Here is a 14,956-nt window from a genome sequence, read left to right on the forward strand (position 1 = left end):
CCCGACGAAGCCCGGATTTCCGGCATCTTCAAGGGCACGTCGCAAACCAGAGGTAACAGGCTGCGACACTTGAGCAATTCGCGGTTTTGCCCGCGCGGGTTTCTCGGCCGCGCCAAGTCTGCTACCAGCGGCCGGTTATCTGGCTAGGACCTTTTCGAGGCCGACATGCAGTTCATCGATCTTGGCGCGCAGCGCGAACGAATCCGCGACAGGCTGAAGGCAGCCATCGACCGCGTAGTCGACGAGGGACGCTATATCCTGGGACCTGAGGTCACCGAATTCGAAAACAAGCTCGCCGCCTATGTCGGCACCAAGCACGTTGTTGCCTGCGCCAACGGCACCGATGCACTGCTGCTGCCGTTGTTTGCGGCTGGCATCGGCCCGGGCGACGCGGTGTTCGTGCCGAGCTTCACCTTCGCCGCCACGGCGGAAGTGGTGGCGCTTGCCAAGGCCGAGCCGGTTTTCGTCGACGTCGATCCCAACACCTACAATATCGACGTCGCCAGCCTCGAGGCGGCCATCGCCATGATCAAGGCGGAAGGCCGGCTGAAGCCGAGGGCGATCATTCCGGTCGACCTGTTCGGGCTCGCCGCCGACTACGAGGCGATCATGGCCGTTGCCAACCGCGAAGGGCTGATGGTGATCGAGGATGCCGCGCAAGCGATCGGCGGCTCGATCGGCGGCAAGATGTTGGGTTCGTTCGGTGCGGTTGGCTCGACCAGCTTCTACCCGGCAAAGCCGCTTGGCTGCTACGGCGACGGCGGCGCGATGTTCACCAATGACGATGCACTGGCCGAACAGCTCCGCTCGTTCGCCTTCCACGGCAAGGGCGAAACCCAATATGACAATGTCCGCGTCGGCATCAATTCGCGGCTCGACACGCTGCAGGCGGCGATCCTGATCGAGAAGCTGGCCATTCTCGAAGACGAGATGGTTGCCCGGCAAGCGGTCGCCAACCGTTACGCCGAAGGCCTTGACGACATCGTCAAGGCGGCGGTCAACCTGGACGGCGGCCGTTCGGCCTGGGCGCAATATGCCATCGAGACGCCGAAGCGCGACGGGCTCAAGGCGCATCTCGGGGAAAAGGGCATTCCGTCGGTGATCTATTATGTGAAACCCCTGCACAGCCAGATCGCCTACCGCGACTACCCGCGCGCGCCGACCGGCCTTGCCGTTTCGGAGGAGTTGCCGAAGCGGATTCTGTGCCTGCCCATGCATCCCTATCTGAGCGCGGCCGACCAAGACCGGATCATCGAGACGATCCGCAACTATATCGGGTCGAATTCGGCGCACGTAGCCGCCGCTTAAAGTGTCTTCAGAGCCCGTTGCATCTACATTGGACGTGACGGAACGGATTTGCCCGCAAGGAAGGCATGATGCCGGCAATATCGGGCTGGCCTATGCGGGCGAGAGGGGTCGCCACTAACTGGCGCGTTCGCGTCCTGAGCCCCGCAGCGCGGGAATGCGCATTGCAGGTACCCTGCAAATCAGTCGCGGATGCCGCTACATTGTTAAGGGCACCTCCAATTGCACCGAGCATCAAAGACCCCGTGACCGAACAGCTCGCCCGCACCCTGGCCGAGCGCACTGGCGAGACGATTCACAAATGCTACCAGGCGTGCACTTGAGGAGTGGCGCTACCTGTAGAACAGGACCTTGCCACCAGGAATGAGTTGTCGGCAGAAGTCGTAGTCGGTGATGTTCCGAGTCAACAAGACAAGCCTCGATTTCGATGCCTGCAGATACAGAGTGCAGTAATGCAGGCAGCGCAGCCCGCGGCAAGCGAAACGCACCGCAGCTCGCAGTTTGGCCATGATTTGAAATTCAGTCCTGAAGGACGACCCGAAGCGAATGGCCTTGGCGTCAGCTTCCTGATCAAGCACGCGCTGAACCGTCTCTGGCGGCCGTCGTCATGCCATTCGCGAGCACGCCAATGATAGCGCGCCCGACACCGGAGCGTCCATCAACAGGAATCTTGCGTTTAGCCAGGGCGGGAATGCGGCAGATCAGGCTATGTGTTATCCAGTCGCATTCTGCCGTAACCTCTCGCCCGGTAGACGAGCACAGAGATCAGCCAACTCACCACGAAGATGCCGACAATCGCATAGCCGAAATTGGCAAGATTCTGATTGATACCTTCAACCATACCCCAAACTCCGCCTTGCAGACCAAGCTTGTCGGCGAGGATCCCGAGCGCCTCAATGCCACCAATGAAGATCGCGATCGCCGCTGAGGCAATTGTAATGGTGAGATTATACCAGAGCTTTCGCATCGGATTGACAAACGCCCATCTGTAGGCGCCCGTCATGAGAATGCTATCGGCTGTGTCCATGAGGGACATGCCTGCTGTGAAAAGAGCTGGAAAGATAAGAATCGACCACAATGACACACCCTGCGTTGCCTGGGTTGCGGAGATGCCGAGCAGGCCGATTTCCGTAGCGGTGTCGAAGCCGAGAGCGAAGAGAAAGCCGATCGGATACATGTGCCAAGAGCGAGAGACGATGCCGAACAGCGGGCGAAAAATGCGGGCGATAAAGCCACGCCCGGCAAGCAGGGCGTCGAGATCTTCGTCGACGATCTTTTCGCCGCGCCGCGCTCGGATGAAAGCCGCCCATATGCGTTTGAGGATGAACAGATTGGCGAGGCCGACCACGAGCAGGAACAAGGCCGAGACGCCGGTCCCGATCAACCCGCCGAGGTTATGAAACTCATCGAGTTCGCCTTGCATCATCGTGGCCGACGCAGCGATGGCAACGGAGCCCAAGACAACGATGCTTGAGTGGCCGAGCGAAAAGAAAAAGCCGGTCGCGTAGGGTGCCTTGCCCTCTTGCATCAGCTTGCGCACGACGTTGTCGATGGCTGCAATATGGTCGGCGTCGAATGCGTGCCTGAGACCAAACAGATAGGCGAGCAAAGCGGTGCCGAGCAGCGCCGGCCGGTCGGAGAAAGCGACCCAGGCCCACACCCATGCCGCGATGTTGGCGGCAATCAGCAAGACGTAGGTCATCACCGCCTTGGTTCTGACGCGGTCCGGCCGGTCGTCGAAAGGATTGGGCAGACGCCGCTCAGCTGACTCCTGGTTCATCGCTGGCGCCATGAGTGCGGCTGCTTCCGTCATTTTCACCCCTCCCCGCTCCATGGATGGCCAGCAAAGTCTTCGCTAAGATGTTGCACACCCAGGACCTAAAGCCGTAGCTGCGCCGCTTCATGGTGAAGCCATTCGTACCAGCCCCCGAGCCCTACCCCCGTCTTTGCAGACACGCTAAGCGTCACGATCTCGGGATTGATCCGGCGCGCGTTGGCGATGGCGCTTTCCACGTCGAAATCGACATGCGCCAGAAGATCGATCTTGTTGATGATCATGACCTTGGCAGCGCGGAACATGTGCGGATATTTCAGCGGCTTGTCATCGCCCTCGGTGACCGAGAGTATGACCACCTTTGCATGTTCGCCGAGGTCAAACATCGCCGGGCAGACAAGATTACCGACATTCTCGATCATGACCACGGAACCGAACGCTGGTCTCAGTTCGACCAGCCCCTTGGCCAACATATCGGCTTCGAGATGGCAGCCGGCGCCGGTGTTCACCTGGATGGCGGCAGCGCCCGCAGCGCGGATGCGTTGGCCGTCATTGGCAGTCGCCTGATCACCCTCGACGACTGAGATGAGCATGCGTTCCTTGAGATCGCGGATGGTGCGCTCAAGCAGCGTTGTCTTGCCGGAGCCGGGCGAGGAAACAAGGTTCAGCGCCAGGATCTCGCGACCGGCGAACCAGCCGCGATTGCTGGCGGCGAGTGCGTCGTTCTTAGCCAAGATTTGCGTTTCGAGTTCGACCACAGAGGTCGGGCCATGTCCGTGCCGTTCATGGCCCTGGCCGTGATCATCACCCGCCTGCCCGTGACCGGGACCGGCATGGTCGTGGCCAAGCTCGTCATGGGTATGACCATGAAAATGGCTGTGCTCGTGCGCATGATCGGGATGATGGTCGTGATCCGGGCTATGGCCGTCGCCATGATCATGCGGTTGGGCGTGGCTGTGGTGATGATCCTGACCGTACCGATGCTCCATTGCGCTGCCGTGCGCATGGGTATGACGATGCTCTCCGCGCAGAGCGGTTTCTTTGCCGGTCTGAAGGTTGAGGATTCGGGTTTCGTCCTTGGCGCCGCAGCCACAGGTTCCGCACATCAGGCAGCCTCCTCGATTTCCATTTCCCGGATCTTCAGCTCCTCGCCTGCCAGCCGGTCGATGGCATGGGAGCCGCAGGCACAAGCCTGGTAAAGGCTGGCGGTCTCGAACGTTGCGCTGCAGGTCCGGCAGCGGGCGCGCCCGGCGATTTTGCGAATGTCGAGCCGGGCACCGGCGAGCAATGTGCCCTGGGCGACGATGTCGAAGCAGAACAGGATGGCGTCCGGCATGACCCCGGATAACTGTCCTACATCAAGTGTCACGCGCCTGACGCGTCGACCCTTGGCGGCTTCCTCGACGATGGAGACGATGTTGCGCGTGATGCCAAGTTCGTGCACGGGCCTTCCTCAACAAATCCGCGGTAGTTGTTCGCCGACCAGCATGTCGACGATGCGCCGTCCGCCAAACAAGGTCTGCATGGTTACGCGCCCAGGCTCGCCGAGGCCGGCATGGCCGATGATTGCGGAGCCCTGGCCGTGCGGATGCGCCGATAATGCGGCAAGTGCGGCTTCACTTTCTTGGGCCGGCACCGCAATGACGATCTTGCCTTCGTTGGCGAGGTAAAGCGGGTCGAGACCGAGTATCTCGCAAAAGCCGCGCACTTCATCGCGCAGCGGCGTCGCCGCTTCATCGATCTCGATCGACACTGCGGAGGCGTCGGCGATCTCGTTGAGCACCGTGGCGATGCCGCCGCGCGTTGCATCACGGATACAGCGGGTGCCGGGGGCGGCGGCGAGCAGCAACTCGATCAGTTCATGCAGAGCCGCACAATCGCTCCTAATCGACGCTTCCAGCGCCATGTCGCCGCGCGCACACAGTATCGCCGCGCCATGATCTCCGAGCAGTCCGTTGACCAGGATAGCATCACCCGGTCTGACAAGATCGATGCCGAGTTCAAGCCCCGGCCGAATCACCCCAATCCCGGTGGTCGTTATAAAGATCTTGTCGCATGCGCCGCGCTGAACGACTTTAGTGTCGCCCGTGACGATGGCGACCCCGGCCTGGCGCGCCGCTTCCGCCATCGATAGCGCGATGCGGCGCAGCATCTCGAGCGCCATGCCCTCCTCGATGACGACAGCACAGGAAAGATACAGCGGCTTGGCGCCGCCGACCGCGAGGTCGTTGACAGTGCCGCACACAGCAAGCTTGCCGATATCGCCGCCGGGGAAGAACAGTGGGTCGACAACGAAGGAATCGGTGGTGAAGGCGAGGCGGTCGCCATGTGTTGCCAGCGTCGCCAGATCAAAGCGGGCCTGGTCTTCCAGCACTTGCGCAGCGCCAGCTGAGAAGGCGCTGATGAAGACATCGTCGATAAGGTCTTTCATCGCCTTGCCGCCGCCGCCATGGGCAAGCGTGACGGTCGGGATGAAAACGCGTCCCAGCACGCGTTTGGGCGGAGGTGGCCGCATGTTCATGATACGATCACCGGCTGGCCAGCGGACGACCGGACCGCGGTATGCTTCTTGACGCCGCCATATTGGTAGTAAGCAGCGCAAGCCCCTTCGGATGAGACCATGAGGGCGCCGAGCGGCACCTCCGGGGTGCACGCGGTGCCAAACACTTTGCACTGCCACGGCTTGATGACGCCCTTCAGGACCTCGCCGCACTGGCAGGATTTGGGATCGGCTATCTTGACACCAGGGATGGCGAACTTGCGCTCGGCATCAAAGCGGGCGTAGTCATCGCGAACCCTGACGCCCGAATGGTCGATTGACCCGAGTCCCCGCCATTCGAAGAACTCGCGCAGTTCGTAGACCTTGCCCACCGCAGTGAGAGCGGCGTTGTTGCCCGCCTCAGGAACAATACGGGCATACTGGTTTTCGATCTCGGCGCGGCCATCCTTGATCTGCTTGAGCACCATCCAGATCGATTGCAGGACATCGAGGGGTTCGAAGCCGGCGACGACCATGGGCCGCTTGTAGAAGTCAGCGATGAATTCGTAAGGGGCGGTACCGATGACCATCGAGACATGGCCCGGTCCCAGAAAACCGTCGAGATGCAGATCCGGGCTGTCGAGGATCGCCTTGATCGTCGGCACGATGGTGATGTGGTTGCAGAACACCGAAAAGTTTTCGATGCCGTCGGCTTCGGCCTGCAGCACCGTCAGTGCGGTGGACGGCATTGTGGTTTCGAAGCCGAGCCCGAAGAACACCACCTCTCGATCCGGGTTCTTCCGCGCCAACGACAGGGCGTCCATCGGCGAATAGACCATGCGTACATCCGCGCCATCGGCCTTTGCCTGTTGCAGGCTCTTCTTCGAGCCTGGCACGCGCATGGCGTCACCGAAGGTCGTAAAGATCACTTCAGGCCGTTCGGCGATGGACACGCAATCGTCGACCCTGCCCATCGGCAGCACGCATACCGGACAGCCCGGCCCATGCACGAGTTCGATGGCGTCGGGCAGCATGCCTTCCAGCCCGTAGCGGAAAATGGAGTGTGTGTGGCCGCCGCAGACCTCCATGATGTTGATCGGGCGCGTCCGGGCGATCTCGATGGTTGCGACAAGCTTGTCGATCTCCTTGATCAGCACTTTCGCCTTCTGCGCGTCGCGGAATTCGTCGGTGTATTTCATTGGGCGCTTCCTTTTGCGGCGGCGGAGCCGCGTTCGTCGGCAAGCAGCGTGTGCACGAGGTCCCACAGGATATGGTAGGCGGCGACATGGCATTCCTGGATGCGGTGGATCGAGGTCGACGGCACGACCAGCAGATGCTCGACGGTGCCCGATGTCTGCATGCGCCCGCCGTCGCCACCGGCCAGGCCGATGGTGTGGACGCCCATCTCCCTGGCCTTGGCGAAGGCCGCGACCAGGTTCTGCGAATTGCCGCTGGTCGAGATGCCGATCAGCGCATCGCCCTTGCGGGCGTGTGCAAGCAACTGACGCACGAAGACATGATCAAAGCCGAGATCGTTGCCGACCGCCGAAATCATCGCCAGATCGGCGACGAGATTGGTGGCCGCCAGCGCCGGCCGGCCGGCAGTAACCGGATGAACGAACTCCACCGCGACATGGGACGCATCGCAGCTCGAGCCGCCATTGCCCATGGAAAACAGCTGACCGTTGTTGCGGTAGACATCCGCCAGCGTGCGAGCGGCCGCAACAAGAATGGCGGCCTGCCCGGCGAAGAAGCGCTCATTGGTCTCGCGTGTGTCGCGGGCTTTCTCGGCAACGGAATGCAGCAGCGCCGCATTCATCTTTTCCGGGTCCTGGGTCTTGCCGTGCAGGAAAGGATAAAGCCCTTTCAGTTCGCTTTCGCTGGACATCTTCACATCCTCCTAGTGGACCGCCGACAGCCGCATGGACTCCATCTCGGCTTGCGCTTCGCCGAGTTCGGTGAGGATTTTCAGTGTTTCGGCTGCTTCACGCTCGTCGATGCGGCTCATGGCAAAGCCGACATGGATCAGCACCCAGTCGCCGACGCAGTCGTCGACCGAATGGTCTTCGTTGACGATGCAGGCGATGTTGATTTGTCGCCTGACGCCGCTGACGTCGACGGTCGCCAGTTTCTTTGCATGATCATCGATCTTGAGGATTTTTCCAGGGATGCCAAGGCACATTGTCAGCTCGCTTTCTGTCGGACACTGCCGGTGTCAATGAGACGTGCGGCCGCGATCACGGCCTGGCCGAACGCGACGCCGCCATCATTGGACGGTACGCGTGAGTGCGTCAGGACGTTGAAATTCATGTCTTCAAGCCGGCGGATGACCTGCTCGAACAGCACCTTGTTCTGGAAGCAGCCGCCCGACAGGGCCACCGTGCCAAAACGCGGCGGGGCGCCGTCTTCGTCGCGACGCGCGAGCTTCAATGCCATTGCGGCGATGGATTTCGCCAGACCCTTGTGGAAGCGCGCCGCGATGACGGGTGCTGGAGTTTTCAGGATCAGATCGCCAAAGACCGCGTTCCACATGCCGAGCGGCTCAATGTATGGCAGGCCTGAACCTTGCAGGTTGGGAATCGGCAACGGATAGGAGAGAGCGTCGCCCTCGTCGTCAAGCGCGTGCGCCGAGACCATCGCTTCCAGCCGCGCGGCCGCCTCGCCCTCGTAGGCCTGACGGTCGAAACAGATTCCGAGAGCGGCAGCGACTGCGTCGAACAGGCGGCCGCAAGATGATGCGTTGGGCGAATTGACGGACGCCTTGATCATGGCGTCGACGCTTGCCAGCGGCTTGGCGCTGAGCGCGGCAAACAGGTCCAGTTCGCCGAAATTCATGGCGAAGGCCGGCCATCCCATCTCGGACATGACATGGGCATGGAGGTTGCGCCACGGCTCGCGTATGGCTTTTGCCCCGCCTGGCATGGCGACCGGCTTGAACGTGCCAAGCCGTTCGAAGCGGCGATAGTCCGCGAGCAGGAACTCGCCACCCCAGATCGCACCATCCGATCCGTATCCGAGCCCGTCGAGCACGATGGCCAGGACAGGACCGGCGTTCAACGGCCGCCCGTTTTCAGCGAGGCAGGCGGCGGCATGCGCATGATGATGTTGAACCTCGACCAGCGGCAGGTTTTCGGATCTGGCGGTGGCGCGCGCCAGTTTCGCTGACAGGTATTCAGGATGCAGGTCCGCGGCCAAGGCCGCCGGGCGATGATCGAAAAGATCGCGATAAAGGACGAGGTTCTTGCGATAGTCGTCGTAGGTCAGTGCGTCTTCAAGATCGCCCTGGTGCTGCGACAGCACGGCGCGGGCGTCCTTGATCAGACAGAAGGTCGCTTTCAATTCAGCGCCGTAAGCCATGATTTCAGGCGCCGGCTCGAAGCCTGGCGGCAGCGCGATCGACGCAGGCGCATAACCGCGCGCGCGGCGCAGCAGGCGTAGTCTTCCGCCCATGTGGCGCACAACGGAATCGTCGATGCGGTTGGCGATATCGCGATTGTGGGTCAAAGCGTATGGTGCGATCGAGGACAGTTTTGCTGCCGCCTCAGCGTCATCGATAAGCTGTGGTTCGTCGGACAGGTTGCCGCTGGTCATGACCACCGGCCGGCTCATGCGCCTGAGCAAGAGCAGATGCAATGGGGTTGAAGGCAGCATGAACCCAAGGGTCTTCAGGCCGGGCGCGATCTCGTCGGGCAGTTTTTCGGGCCCGGTAGCGGCAAGCAGGACAATTGGCGCCTCGCGGCTTGCAAGGGCCGCCTCTTCTGCAGCACTGAGCGTGGCGTGGCGACGAACCACATCGAGGTCACGGGCCATCAGCGCGAAGGGTTTTGCGTCGCGGCGCTTGCGTTGACGCAGCAAGGCCACCGTCTCCGGCCGGGTGGCGTCGCAAGCAAGCTGGTAGCCGCCAAGTGCCTTAATGGCGACGATCTCGCCCTTCTGGATCAGGCTCAATGCGGCGTCCACGTCGTCGAGCATCGAATGCTGTTCGAAGGAGAAGGCTCGGCCATCGAAACGGATCAATCTTGCTGCCGGTCCACAGACATGGCAGGCCGTCGCCTCGGCGTGGAACCGGCGATCGGCAGGATCGCGATATTCGGCGCCGCAAGCCTCGCAGAGCGGAAACGGCGCCATGGTCGTGGTGGCGCGGTCGTAAGGAATGCCGCGAACGATGCTCAGTCTTGGCCCGCAATGGGTGCAGTTGGTGAAGGGGTAGCGGAAGCGCCGCAGGAACGGATCAAGCACTTCCGCCGCGCAGGCGCCACACATGGCCGCGTCGGGCGATATTTCGGTGCGGGCGGCAGCACTCGTGTCGCTGTCGACGATGACGAAGCCGAGCTCCAGTTTGCCGTCGCAAGGGCGGGTCTCGATCGCCGTGATCTCGGCCAGTGGCGGTGGCGACGCCCGCAACTCCTCGACAAGCGCGGCAATGGTCGACGAGACGCCGCGCACGCGGATCAACACGCCCTGGCTGTCGTTGAGCACGTCGCCGTCGAGGCCCAGCCGACTGGCAATCCGCCAGACTGTCGGCCGGAAACCGACGCCTTGCACACGGCCGCGGACCCTAATCTCGACACTGCTCGTCGCGTCGGCCATCCGCAGCGGCGTGTTCATGACGCCGCCTCCCACAGCAGGACGCGATTGTTGCCGGTATCGGCGATCGCCAGCGTTTTCCCCGATGTGGCCAATGCGAACGGCCAGCAAACGCTATCGCGGCTGGCAAAGCGCCAGCGATTGTCGCCCTTGTCGGCAAATCCGGACTGGGCGGCAAGACCGCAAGCAGCCCTGTCCATGCGCAGATCATCGAGCGGATAGCCGATCAACCGCGAATTGGCGGTGTCGGCGCAAACCAGGGTGCCGTCACGGATCGCTATGCCATAGGGCATGTTGAGTGCGCGATTGTTCGGATGATAGGAGGCCCTGTTGTGATCATTGCCGTCGAAGCCGGATTGACCCAGCACGAAGCTGCACGGCGCGCCGTCGGCGTTCGGCATGGAATTCCAGACCATGATGCGGTTGTTGCCGGCGTCCGCCACCAGAATTTTGTTGTCCTCGACAGCGATGCTGTGCGGCCAGCGCATGCCGACAGCACCGCCAATCCCGGAGGCATTGTCATCGCGGGTCGCTGCGTCGGCCTGGCCGAGCACCAGATCGGCAGGCTGGCCGTTGCGCTGGGGGATGGAGTTCCAGACCAGCACACGACGGTTTCCGGTGTCGGCAACAAACAGCCGGCCATTGGCAATTGTGACCCCATAACACCAGTTCAGCGTATCGGCCGCGGCGGTTGCCGCGCCACGGTTGGCGGCGCCGCTGGAAAAATCGGCCTGCCCGAGCACCAGGTCCGCCGGCTGGTTCGAATGCTCGGGCAGTGTGCGCCAGATCAGCACACGATGGTTCCATGCGTCGGCAATGGCGAGCACCTTGCCATCCGTCGATAGCCCCGTCGGCATATTCAACGTGGCGGGACCGAGCGGCCCATGCGCGTTGCGACCTTCGGAATAAAAATCAGGCTGGCCGATCAGCAGATCCGCGTCGGCATTGTCTGCAGACGGCACCTTGTTCCAGATCATCAGCCGATGATGGCCGGTATCGGCAACGAAAAACGGCCCACCGTCCGGTGCGAAGCAGACGCCACGCGGTCCAAACAGCGAATTTGGTTTGGGCCTGATGGGGTCTGGAAGTCCGTCGGAAGCGATCTGGTCACCGAGAACGGTTCGCGCACCGCGCGGATCGAGCAGCTGTTGTGTAACGGTGCCCGGGAGAGGACGGCAGTAATCGGGCGCCAGGGAGACGCGTATCATGACGACAGCCTCACCTCGACGCGGTTGCCGATGACGCGCACGGCATGCGGCTGAAGCGCCACTTCGGGGGCCGTCAGGCACTCGCCGCTGGAAAGATCATACTGGAAGCCATGATATGGACAGGTGATGATGCCTTCATCGACACTGCCGCCATCCAGCTCCATGCCAAGGTGGGCACAGGCATTCTGGAAGCAGGAAACGACCTCCTCCTGACGCGACAGAATCACATTCTGCCCGCCGACCACGAGGGCACTGATGCCGCCCTGCGGGATCTCATCAAGGCGACACACCAGATGCCAGCCGCCGACGGCGCCGAGCGCGAACGGGCTGACGAAGCGGACACTATCATTGTCGACAGCGTTGCTCATGCCCTTGATCTGAACGATATCGGTGATCTCGGGACAGGCTTCCTCGACTGCCTTTTTTACGCCGGCATGGAAAGTCAGAGCCGAGGCCGGACAGCCGTCGCAGGCACCGACAAACCGCACCTCGATTGCCGGCGGCCTGACATTGACCAACTCGACATTGCCCCCGTGCGAGGTGAGCATCGGGCGCACCCCGTCCAGCGCCGCCTCTACCCTCTCGCTGAGGCTGGGCTTGAGGATGTTGTGGCGGCGCAGCACCGCATAGACGACCTCGTCGGCAACCGCCTGCTTCATCGCCGCGAGCGCCGCCGGCTCGTCCTTCAACACCCGCACAAGGCGCCGCAACGCCTCCCCATGCAGGCCTTCTATGGCGCGGCGGTATGCCTCGACGGCGTTACGCTGCGTCTCGTCCCAGCTCGAAAAGATCGCCTCGACACGCTCGATGTCGCCGGCAAGACCGTCGAGATCCTCGCGCTTGGTCGGGATCTGATCGATGGCGTTCATATCAACGGTACTTGAGGTTCTTGAACAGGTACGGTTGCAAGGCACCGCCGATCAGGCAGGCGAGCGCAGCTGCGGGTGCCAGTGGCAGGCCGGCCTTGGCAAGGACAATGAGCAGCACGGCGGTTATCGTCGCCCCTATCGCTGTCTGGCGATAGACTTTGCCGGGTTCGGAGAAAAGCCTTCCCCGAAAGAAGAGGGTGATCGAACTTTTTGCCATTTCCAACATGATTGCCCCTCAGCCGATCAGCGCCAGAATTATCAGTCCGACGATTAGTCCCGGCACACCGGCGACCGGTCCGTAAAAACCGCCCATCATGGCGGCGAGTTCGTTGCCCAGCGACTTGCCGCCAATGGCGATACCGCCGATCGCTCCGCCGATGCCGGAGCAGACCAGTCCGATGATTAGCGCAAGCACCGCGCCAGCTGCCGTCAGTTCAACTCCTGCCACGTCAAAGCCTCCTTATGTTCGGTTCAGTTGAGTTGTCGGTGTTCCCCGCCACCCTGTTCATCGCGATCGCCAGGCGAGGCCGAGAGCAGTTCACGCTCGATCTGCTCCAGGGCTTCAGCGACGGTGCGGGCCTTCTCGGCCTGCCCGCCGGCGCTAAAGATCTCGCGGCTCTCGCGATAATATTCCCGAGCGGCGAGCACATTGGCGCGGTTGCCGTCCTGCGGCCGTTCCGGGTCATCGGGGAGGTTCCAGAGACAATTCGCCTTGTTGGAGACCGTGTTGGCGTATTCGAGCGGCATCGTGGCTCGCACGCGAACCTTCAGAGCCTCGTCATAGGCATCGAGAGCGCGCAGGTTGTTCTCGATCGTGTGGCTCGAGGACGCGTATTGCAAAGCATTGCCGAGGTTGTTCTGCAACATGGCGTACTCCGCAGGATGATCGATCAGATTGACGATCTTCAATCCTTCTTCGAATGCCTGCACAGCGAGCGCCTCGCGCATTTTGGATCTGGCATCGGTGAACGGAATGGAGAGAAACGCTGTCGCCAGATTGTTCTGAAGGATGGCGAATTCCTTTGGGAAGCGTGCCTTGTCGAACGTGCGCAGGGCCCGTTGATAAGCCGAGATGGCGTCGGTGATGCGCGCCTTGTGCTGCCCGGCAAGATTCTGGATGGCGAGACCGAGGTTCATCTCTGCCTCTGCCAGTTCTTCTGGCCGACCGAAGTCGACCAGGCATGGCATGGCCGCCTCGAAGGCGGCGCGGGCTTGTTGCAACGCTGCCGTTCCTTCGTCGGGGAGGATCAGAAGAGCCGTGCCCTTGCGGGCGAAGATACGAGCCGCAAGCAGGCGTTCGTCCTGCGGGCAGACCCTGAGCGCCCGATCGTAAAGGTCAACTGCCGCCAGGATCTGCTCAGCGTTCTTGGGGCGCTGCTGGAGGCCCATGGCGATCTCCATGAGCATCTCGGCACGCTCGGCGGGGCTCGCCGATTCGTCTTCTGCCGCAGCTATTGCTGCGCGCACCTCATCCTCGGCGCGAGTGCTTTGCAACTGAGTTCCTCCGCGGCTGCTTTGGCGCAGCTTATTTTCTTGGCAAAACGCTAGCTTAGTTTTCCGAAGCTGTCTACTTAAATTGCCAACTGATAACTTAGTTTACAAAAACATGTCCTTTGCCACCAGCGCGGCCTGCTCCAGCTCCCAGTGGGCGAAGAATTCGCGAGTCGATTCGTCGTCGTCGATTCCATGCTCGCGGAAGAAATCCGGCGCAAAGACCAAGCGGTCCCCTGCCCCGTTACGACGCTTCAGCAGATAGCCGCCAGAAGCAGCGTGACGAACAGGCAGGATTACCAGGTCGTCGTTGCGCCGCAGCAGGATGACGCTCTCCAGGCCCGCGAAGTATCGGTCGCATGTTGCCGCAGAAAGGTAGAGCCCGCCGCGGCGGATCTGCACACTGGCGGGGGGCACGCTCATCGGGGCTCCCTCGCCAGCCTTTCGCTGATGAGCACCTCGACGCGCCGTGAAACCTGCTCAGCCGACGCAGAGACATCGTCCGACAGCCCAATGCCGAAGCCGAGTTCAGCGGCCTCAATCAAAAAGACTGTCACGTCGTTCGGAAACTCTTCTCGGAAAATCTGCCGTCCGGCATAAAGGGCCGCGTCCCAGCGGAAATCATGAAGGTTGAGGCCGGCGACATAGGGACGTTCAAGCACGGCGCCAGGCACCTCGTGAATGGCGCCTGCTGTCACCCCGGTTTTTGACGCGTCGACCACGATCAAGCAGGTGCAACCGCGCGCGGCAAACATGACCGACATGCCGTCCGTCCCGGCGTCAAGCAATCTGACATCCGGTCCTTCGAGATTGCGCTGCCGCAATGCGCGTATGACCTCTACACCCACCCCATCGTCCTGCCGGTTCAGATTTCCGCAGCCTATGACGATGATCATTGCCTTGCACTCATATGCGCCAGAGCCGGCAGGACCACTGCGGTTCAACCGGAACGGCAAGTTGCGGGAGTTCGCAGAAGCGCCGGTGGACCAGATAGTACATGCAAGTCTCGCAGGCTTGCTCGATGCCGTCGTGCTCCACTGGCTTGAGGGTGAAGCCCGCGATCACCAGTCTGGCCGCCATGTCCCCGCCAGCCAGGCGCAAACGGCCAAGGATCTCGGCCGCGCTGTCCTGGCTGTCGGCGCGTGGAAAAACTTCCGTTTTCAGGCCGCCGGCAAGCAAAGAGCGGATTTGGCCCGCCACGCTCTCGTTAATTGCGTTCGCCACCGGTTCCTCCTTCCGCGCG

18 protein-coding genes and 1 pseudogene are annotated in these 14,956 nt (G+C 61.9%); 3 read left to right on the top strand and 16 right to left on the bottom strand.

The window, feature by feature from the left end; all coding sequences use genetic code 11:
• The first annotated feature begins 165 nt into the window (after positions 1–165).
• On the top strand, positions 166–1,308 hold the full coding sequence (locus AC0NID_RS31260; RefSeq protein ID WP_473454097.1) for a DegT/DnrJ/EryC1/StrS family aminotransferase: 1,143 nt from the start codon (positions 166–168) through the stop codon (positions 1,306–1,308).
• A 218-nt stretch (positions 1,309–1,526) separates the two neighbouring features.
• Positions 1,527–1,632, top strand: a pseudogene (locus AC0NID_RS31265) (type II toxin-antitoxin system VapB family antitoxin); the annotation flags it as partial.
• A gap of 379 nt (positions 1,633–2,011) precedes the next feature.
• Here the strand turns inward: AC0NID_RS31265 and AC0NID_RS31270 are convergent.
• Together AC0NID_RS31270 and hypB are read right to left on the bottom strand one after the other, a co-directional pair.
• Positions 2,012–3,085 carry a HoxN/HupN/NixA family nickel/cobalt transporter gene (locus tag AC0NID_RS31270; protein WP_473454383.1) on the bottom strand — a complete coding sequence of 358 codons (1,074 nt, stop codon included), beginning with the start codon at positions 3,083–3,085 and terminating at the stop codon, positions 2,012–2,014.
• Between the two features lie 98 nt (positions 3,086–3,183).
• The gene (gene hypB / locus AC0NID_RS31275) at positions 3,184–3,813 is read right to left on the bottom strand and encodes a hydrogenase nickel incorporation protein HypB (RefSeq protein ID WP_474033376.1); all 630 of its coding nucleotides are present in this window, start codon (positions 3,811–3,813) and stop codon (positions 3,184–3,186) included.
• Between the two features lie 36 nt (positions 3,814–3,849).
• On the opposite strand from hypB, the gene AC0NID_RS31280 reads away from it, so the two are divergent.
• Positions 3,850–4,278 carry a hypothetical protein gene (locus tag AC0NID_RS31280; protein WP_473454412.1) on the top strand — a complete coding sequence of 143 codons (429 nt, stop codon included), beginning with the start codon at positions 3,850–3,852 and terminating at the stop codon, positions 4,276–4,278.
• Here AC0NID_RS31280 and hypA read toward each other — a convergent pair.
• The 14 genes from hypA to AC0NID_RS31350 form a co-directional block, all read right to left on the bottom strand.
• The gene (hypA, locus tag AC0NID_RS31285; RefSeq protein ID WP_473454098.1) at positions 4,185–4,523 is read right to left on the bottom strand and encodes a hydrogenase maturation nickel metallochaperone HypA; all 339 of its coding nucleotides are present in this window, start codon (positions 4,521–4,523) and stop codon (positions 4,185–4,187) included. The two genes, AC0NID_RS31280 and hypA, sit on opposite strands and share 94 nt — an antisense overlap.
• A gap of 9 nt (positions 4,524–4,532) precedes the next feature.
• Positions 4,533–5,600 carry a hydrogenase expression/formation protein HypE gene (gene hypE / locus AC0NID_RS31290; protein ID WP_473454099.1) on the bottom strand — a complete coding sequence of 356 codons (1,068 nt, stop codon included), beginning with the start codon at positions 5,598–5,600 and terminating at the stop codon, positions 4,533–4,535.
• Entirely contained in the window at positions 5,597–6,757 is a 1,161-nt protein-coding gene (gene hypD, locus AC0NID_RS31295; protein ID WP_473454100.1) for a hydrogenase formation protein HypD, read from the bottom strand. The genes hypE and hypD overlap by 4 nt, the downstream gene beginning before the upstream one ends.
• Positions 6,754–7,446, bottom strand: a complete 693-nt coding sequence (locus tag AC0NID_RS31300) for a D-sedoheptulose-7-phosphate isomerase (RefSeq protein ID WP_473454101.1) — start codon at positions 7,444–7,446, stop codon at positions 6,754–6,756. Before AC0NID_RS31300 ends, hypD begins: the two co-directional genes overlap by 4 nt.
• A gap of 12 nt (positions 7,447–7,458) precedes the next feature.
• Positions 7,459–7,740: a HypC/HybG/HupF family hydrogenase formation chaperone gene (locus AC0NID_RS31305; RefSeq protein ID WP_473454102.1), complete on the bottom strand. Its 282-nt coding sequence runs from the start codon at positions 7,738–7,740 to the stop codon at positions 7,459–7,461.
• A gap of 2 nt (positions 7,741–7,742) precedes the next feature.
• Complete coding sequence (gene hypF / locus AC0NID_RS31310) at positions 7,743–10,166, bottom strand: carbamoyltransferase HypF (protein ID WP_473454103.1); 2,424 nt, start codon at positions 10,164–10,166, stop codon at positions 7,743–7,745.
• Entirely contained in the window at positions 10,163–11,353 is a 1,191-nt protein-coding gene (locus tag AC0NID_RS31315; protein ID WP_473454104.1) for an NHL repeat-containing protein, read from the bottom strand. The genes hypF and AC0NID_RS31315 overlap by 4 nt, the downstream gene beginning before the upstream one ends.
• Positions 11,350–12,222: a NifU family protein gene (locus AC0NID_RS31320; RefSeq protein WP_473454105.1), complete on the bottom strand. Its 873-nt coding sequence runs from the start codon at positions 12,220–12,222 to the stop codon at positions 11,350–11,352. Before AC0NID_RS31320 ends, AC0NID_RS31315 begins: the two co-directional genes overlap by 4 nt.
• A gap of 1 nt (position 12,223) precedes the next feature.
• Positions 12,224–12,448: a hypothetical protein gene (locus tag AC0NID_RS31325; protein ID WP_473454106.1), complete on the bottom strand. Its 225-nt coding sequence runs from the start codon at positions 12,446–12,448 to the stop codon at positions 12,224–12,226.
• Positions 12,449–12,457: 9 nt separating this feature from the next.
• Positions 12,458–12,670 carry a hypothetical protein gene (locus tag AC0NID_RS31330; protein ID WP_473454107.1) on the bottom strand — a complete coding sequence of 71 codons (213 nt, stop codon included), beginning with the start codon at positions 12,668–12,670 and terminating at the stop codon, positions 12,458–12,460.
• Positions 12,671–12,693: 23 nt separating this feature from the next.
• Entirely contained in the window at positions 12,694–13,716 is a 1,023-nt protein-coding gene (locus tag AC0NID_RS31335; RefSeq protein ID WP_473454108.1) for a hypothetical protein, read from the bottom strand.
• A 102-nt stretch (positions 13,717–13,818) separates the two neighbouring features.
• Positions 13,819–14,136, bottom strand: coding sequence for a hypothetical protein (locus tag AC0NID_RS31340; RefSeq protein ID WP_473454109.1), 318 nt, complete (start codon positions 14,134–14,136; stop codon positions 13,819–13,821).
• Positions 14,133–14,609 carry a hydrogenase maturation protease gene (locus AC0NID_RS31345; protein ID WP_473454110.1) on the bottom strand — a complete coding sequence of 159 codons (477 nt, stop codon included), beginning with the start codon at positions 14,607–14,609 and terminating at the stop codon, positions 14,133–14,135. The genes AC0NID_RS31340 and AC0NID_RS31345 overlap by 4 nt, the downstream gene beginning before the upstream one ends.
• A 10-nt stretch (positions 14,610–14,619) precedes the next feature.
• On the bottom strand, positions 14,620–14,937 hold the full coding sequence (locus AC0NID_RS31350; RefSeq protein WP_473454111.1) for a hypothetical protein: 318 nt from the start codon (positions 14,935–14,937) through the stop codon (positions 14,620–14,622).
• Between the last annotated feature and the right edge of the window lie 19 nt (positions 14,938–14,956).

Source organism: Mesorhizobium sp. WSM4821 (assembly GCF_055901555.1).

What these genes read in the sequence shown, in the direction of transcription:
- AC0NID_RS31260 (WP_473454097.1), top strand. Translation starts at nt 166, where the DNA reads ATGCAGTTCATCGATCTTGGCGCGCAGCGCGAACGAATCCGCGACAGG.
- hypF (WP_473454103.1), bottom strand. Translation starts at nt 10,166, where the DNA reads ATGAACACGCCGCTGCGGATGGCCGACGCGACGAGCAGTGTCGAGATT.
- AC0NID_RS31325 (WP_473454106.1), bottom strand. Translation starts at nt 12,448, where the DNA reads ATGTTGGAAATGGCAAAAAGTTCGATCACCCTCTTCTTTCGGGGAAGG.
- AC0NID_RS31345 (WP_473454110.1), bottom strand. Translation starts at nt 14,609, where the DNA reads ATGATCATCGTCATAGGCTGCGGAAATCTGAACCGGCAGGACGATGGG.
- hypE (WP_473454099.1), bottom strand. Translation starts at nt 5,600, where the DNA reads ATGAACATGCGGCCACCTCCGCCCAAACGCGTGCTGGGACGCGTTTTC.
- AC0NID_RS31280 (WP_473454412.1), top strand. Translation starts at nt 3,850, where the DNA reads ATGTCCGTGCCGTTCATGGCCCTGGCCGTGATCATCACCCGCCTGCCC.
- AC0NID_RS31305 (WP_473454102.1), bottom strand. Translation starts at nt 7,740, where the DNA reads ATGTGCCTTGGCATCCCTGGAAAAATCCTCAAGATCGATGATCATGCA.
- AC0NID_RS31270 (WP_473454383.1), bottom strand. Translation starts at nt 3,085, where the DNA reads ATGAACCAGGAGTCAGCTGAGCGGCGTCTGCCCAATCCTTTCGACGAC.
- AC0NID_RS31340 (WP_473454109.1), bottom strand. Translation starts at nt 14,136, where the DNA reads ATGAGCGTGCCCCCCGCCAGTGTGCAGATCCGCCGCGGCGGGCTCTAC.
- AC0NID_RS31320 (WP_473454105.1), bottom strand. Translation starts at nt 12,222, where the DNA reads ATGAACGCCATCGATCAGATCCCGACCAAGCGCGAGGATCTCGACGGT.
- AC0NID_RS31315 (WP_473454104.1), bottom strand. Translation starts at nt 11,353, where the DNA reads ATGATACGCGTCTCCCTGGCGCCCGATTACTGCCGTCCTCTCCCGGGC.
- hypD (WP_473454100.1), bottom strand. Translation starts at nt 6,757, where the DNA reads ATGAAATACACCGACGAATTCCGCGACGCGCAGAAGGCGAAAGTGCTG.
- AC0NID_RS31300 (WP_473454101.1), bottom strand. Translation starts at nt 7,446, where the DNA reads ATGTCCAGCGAAAGCGAACTGAAAGGGCTTTATCCTTTCCTGCACGGC.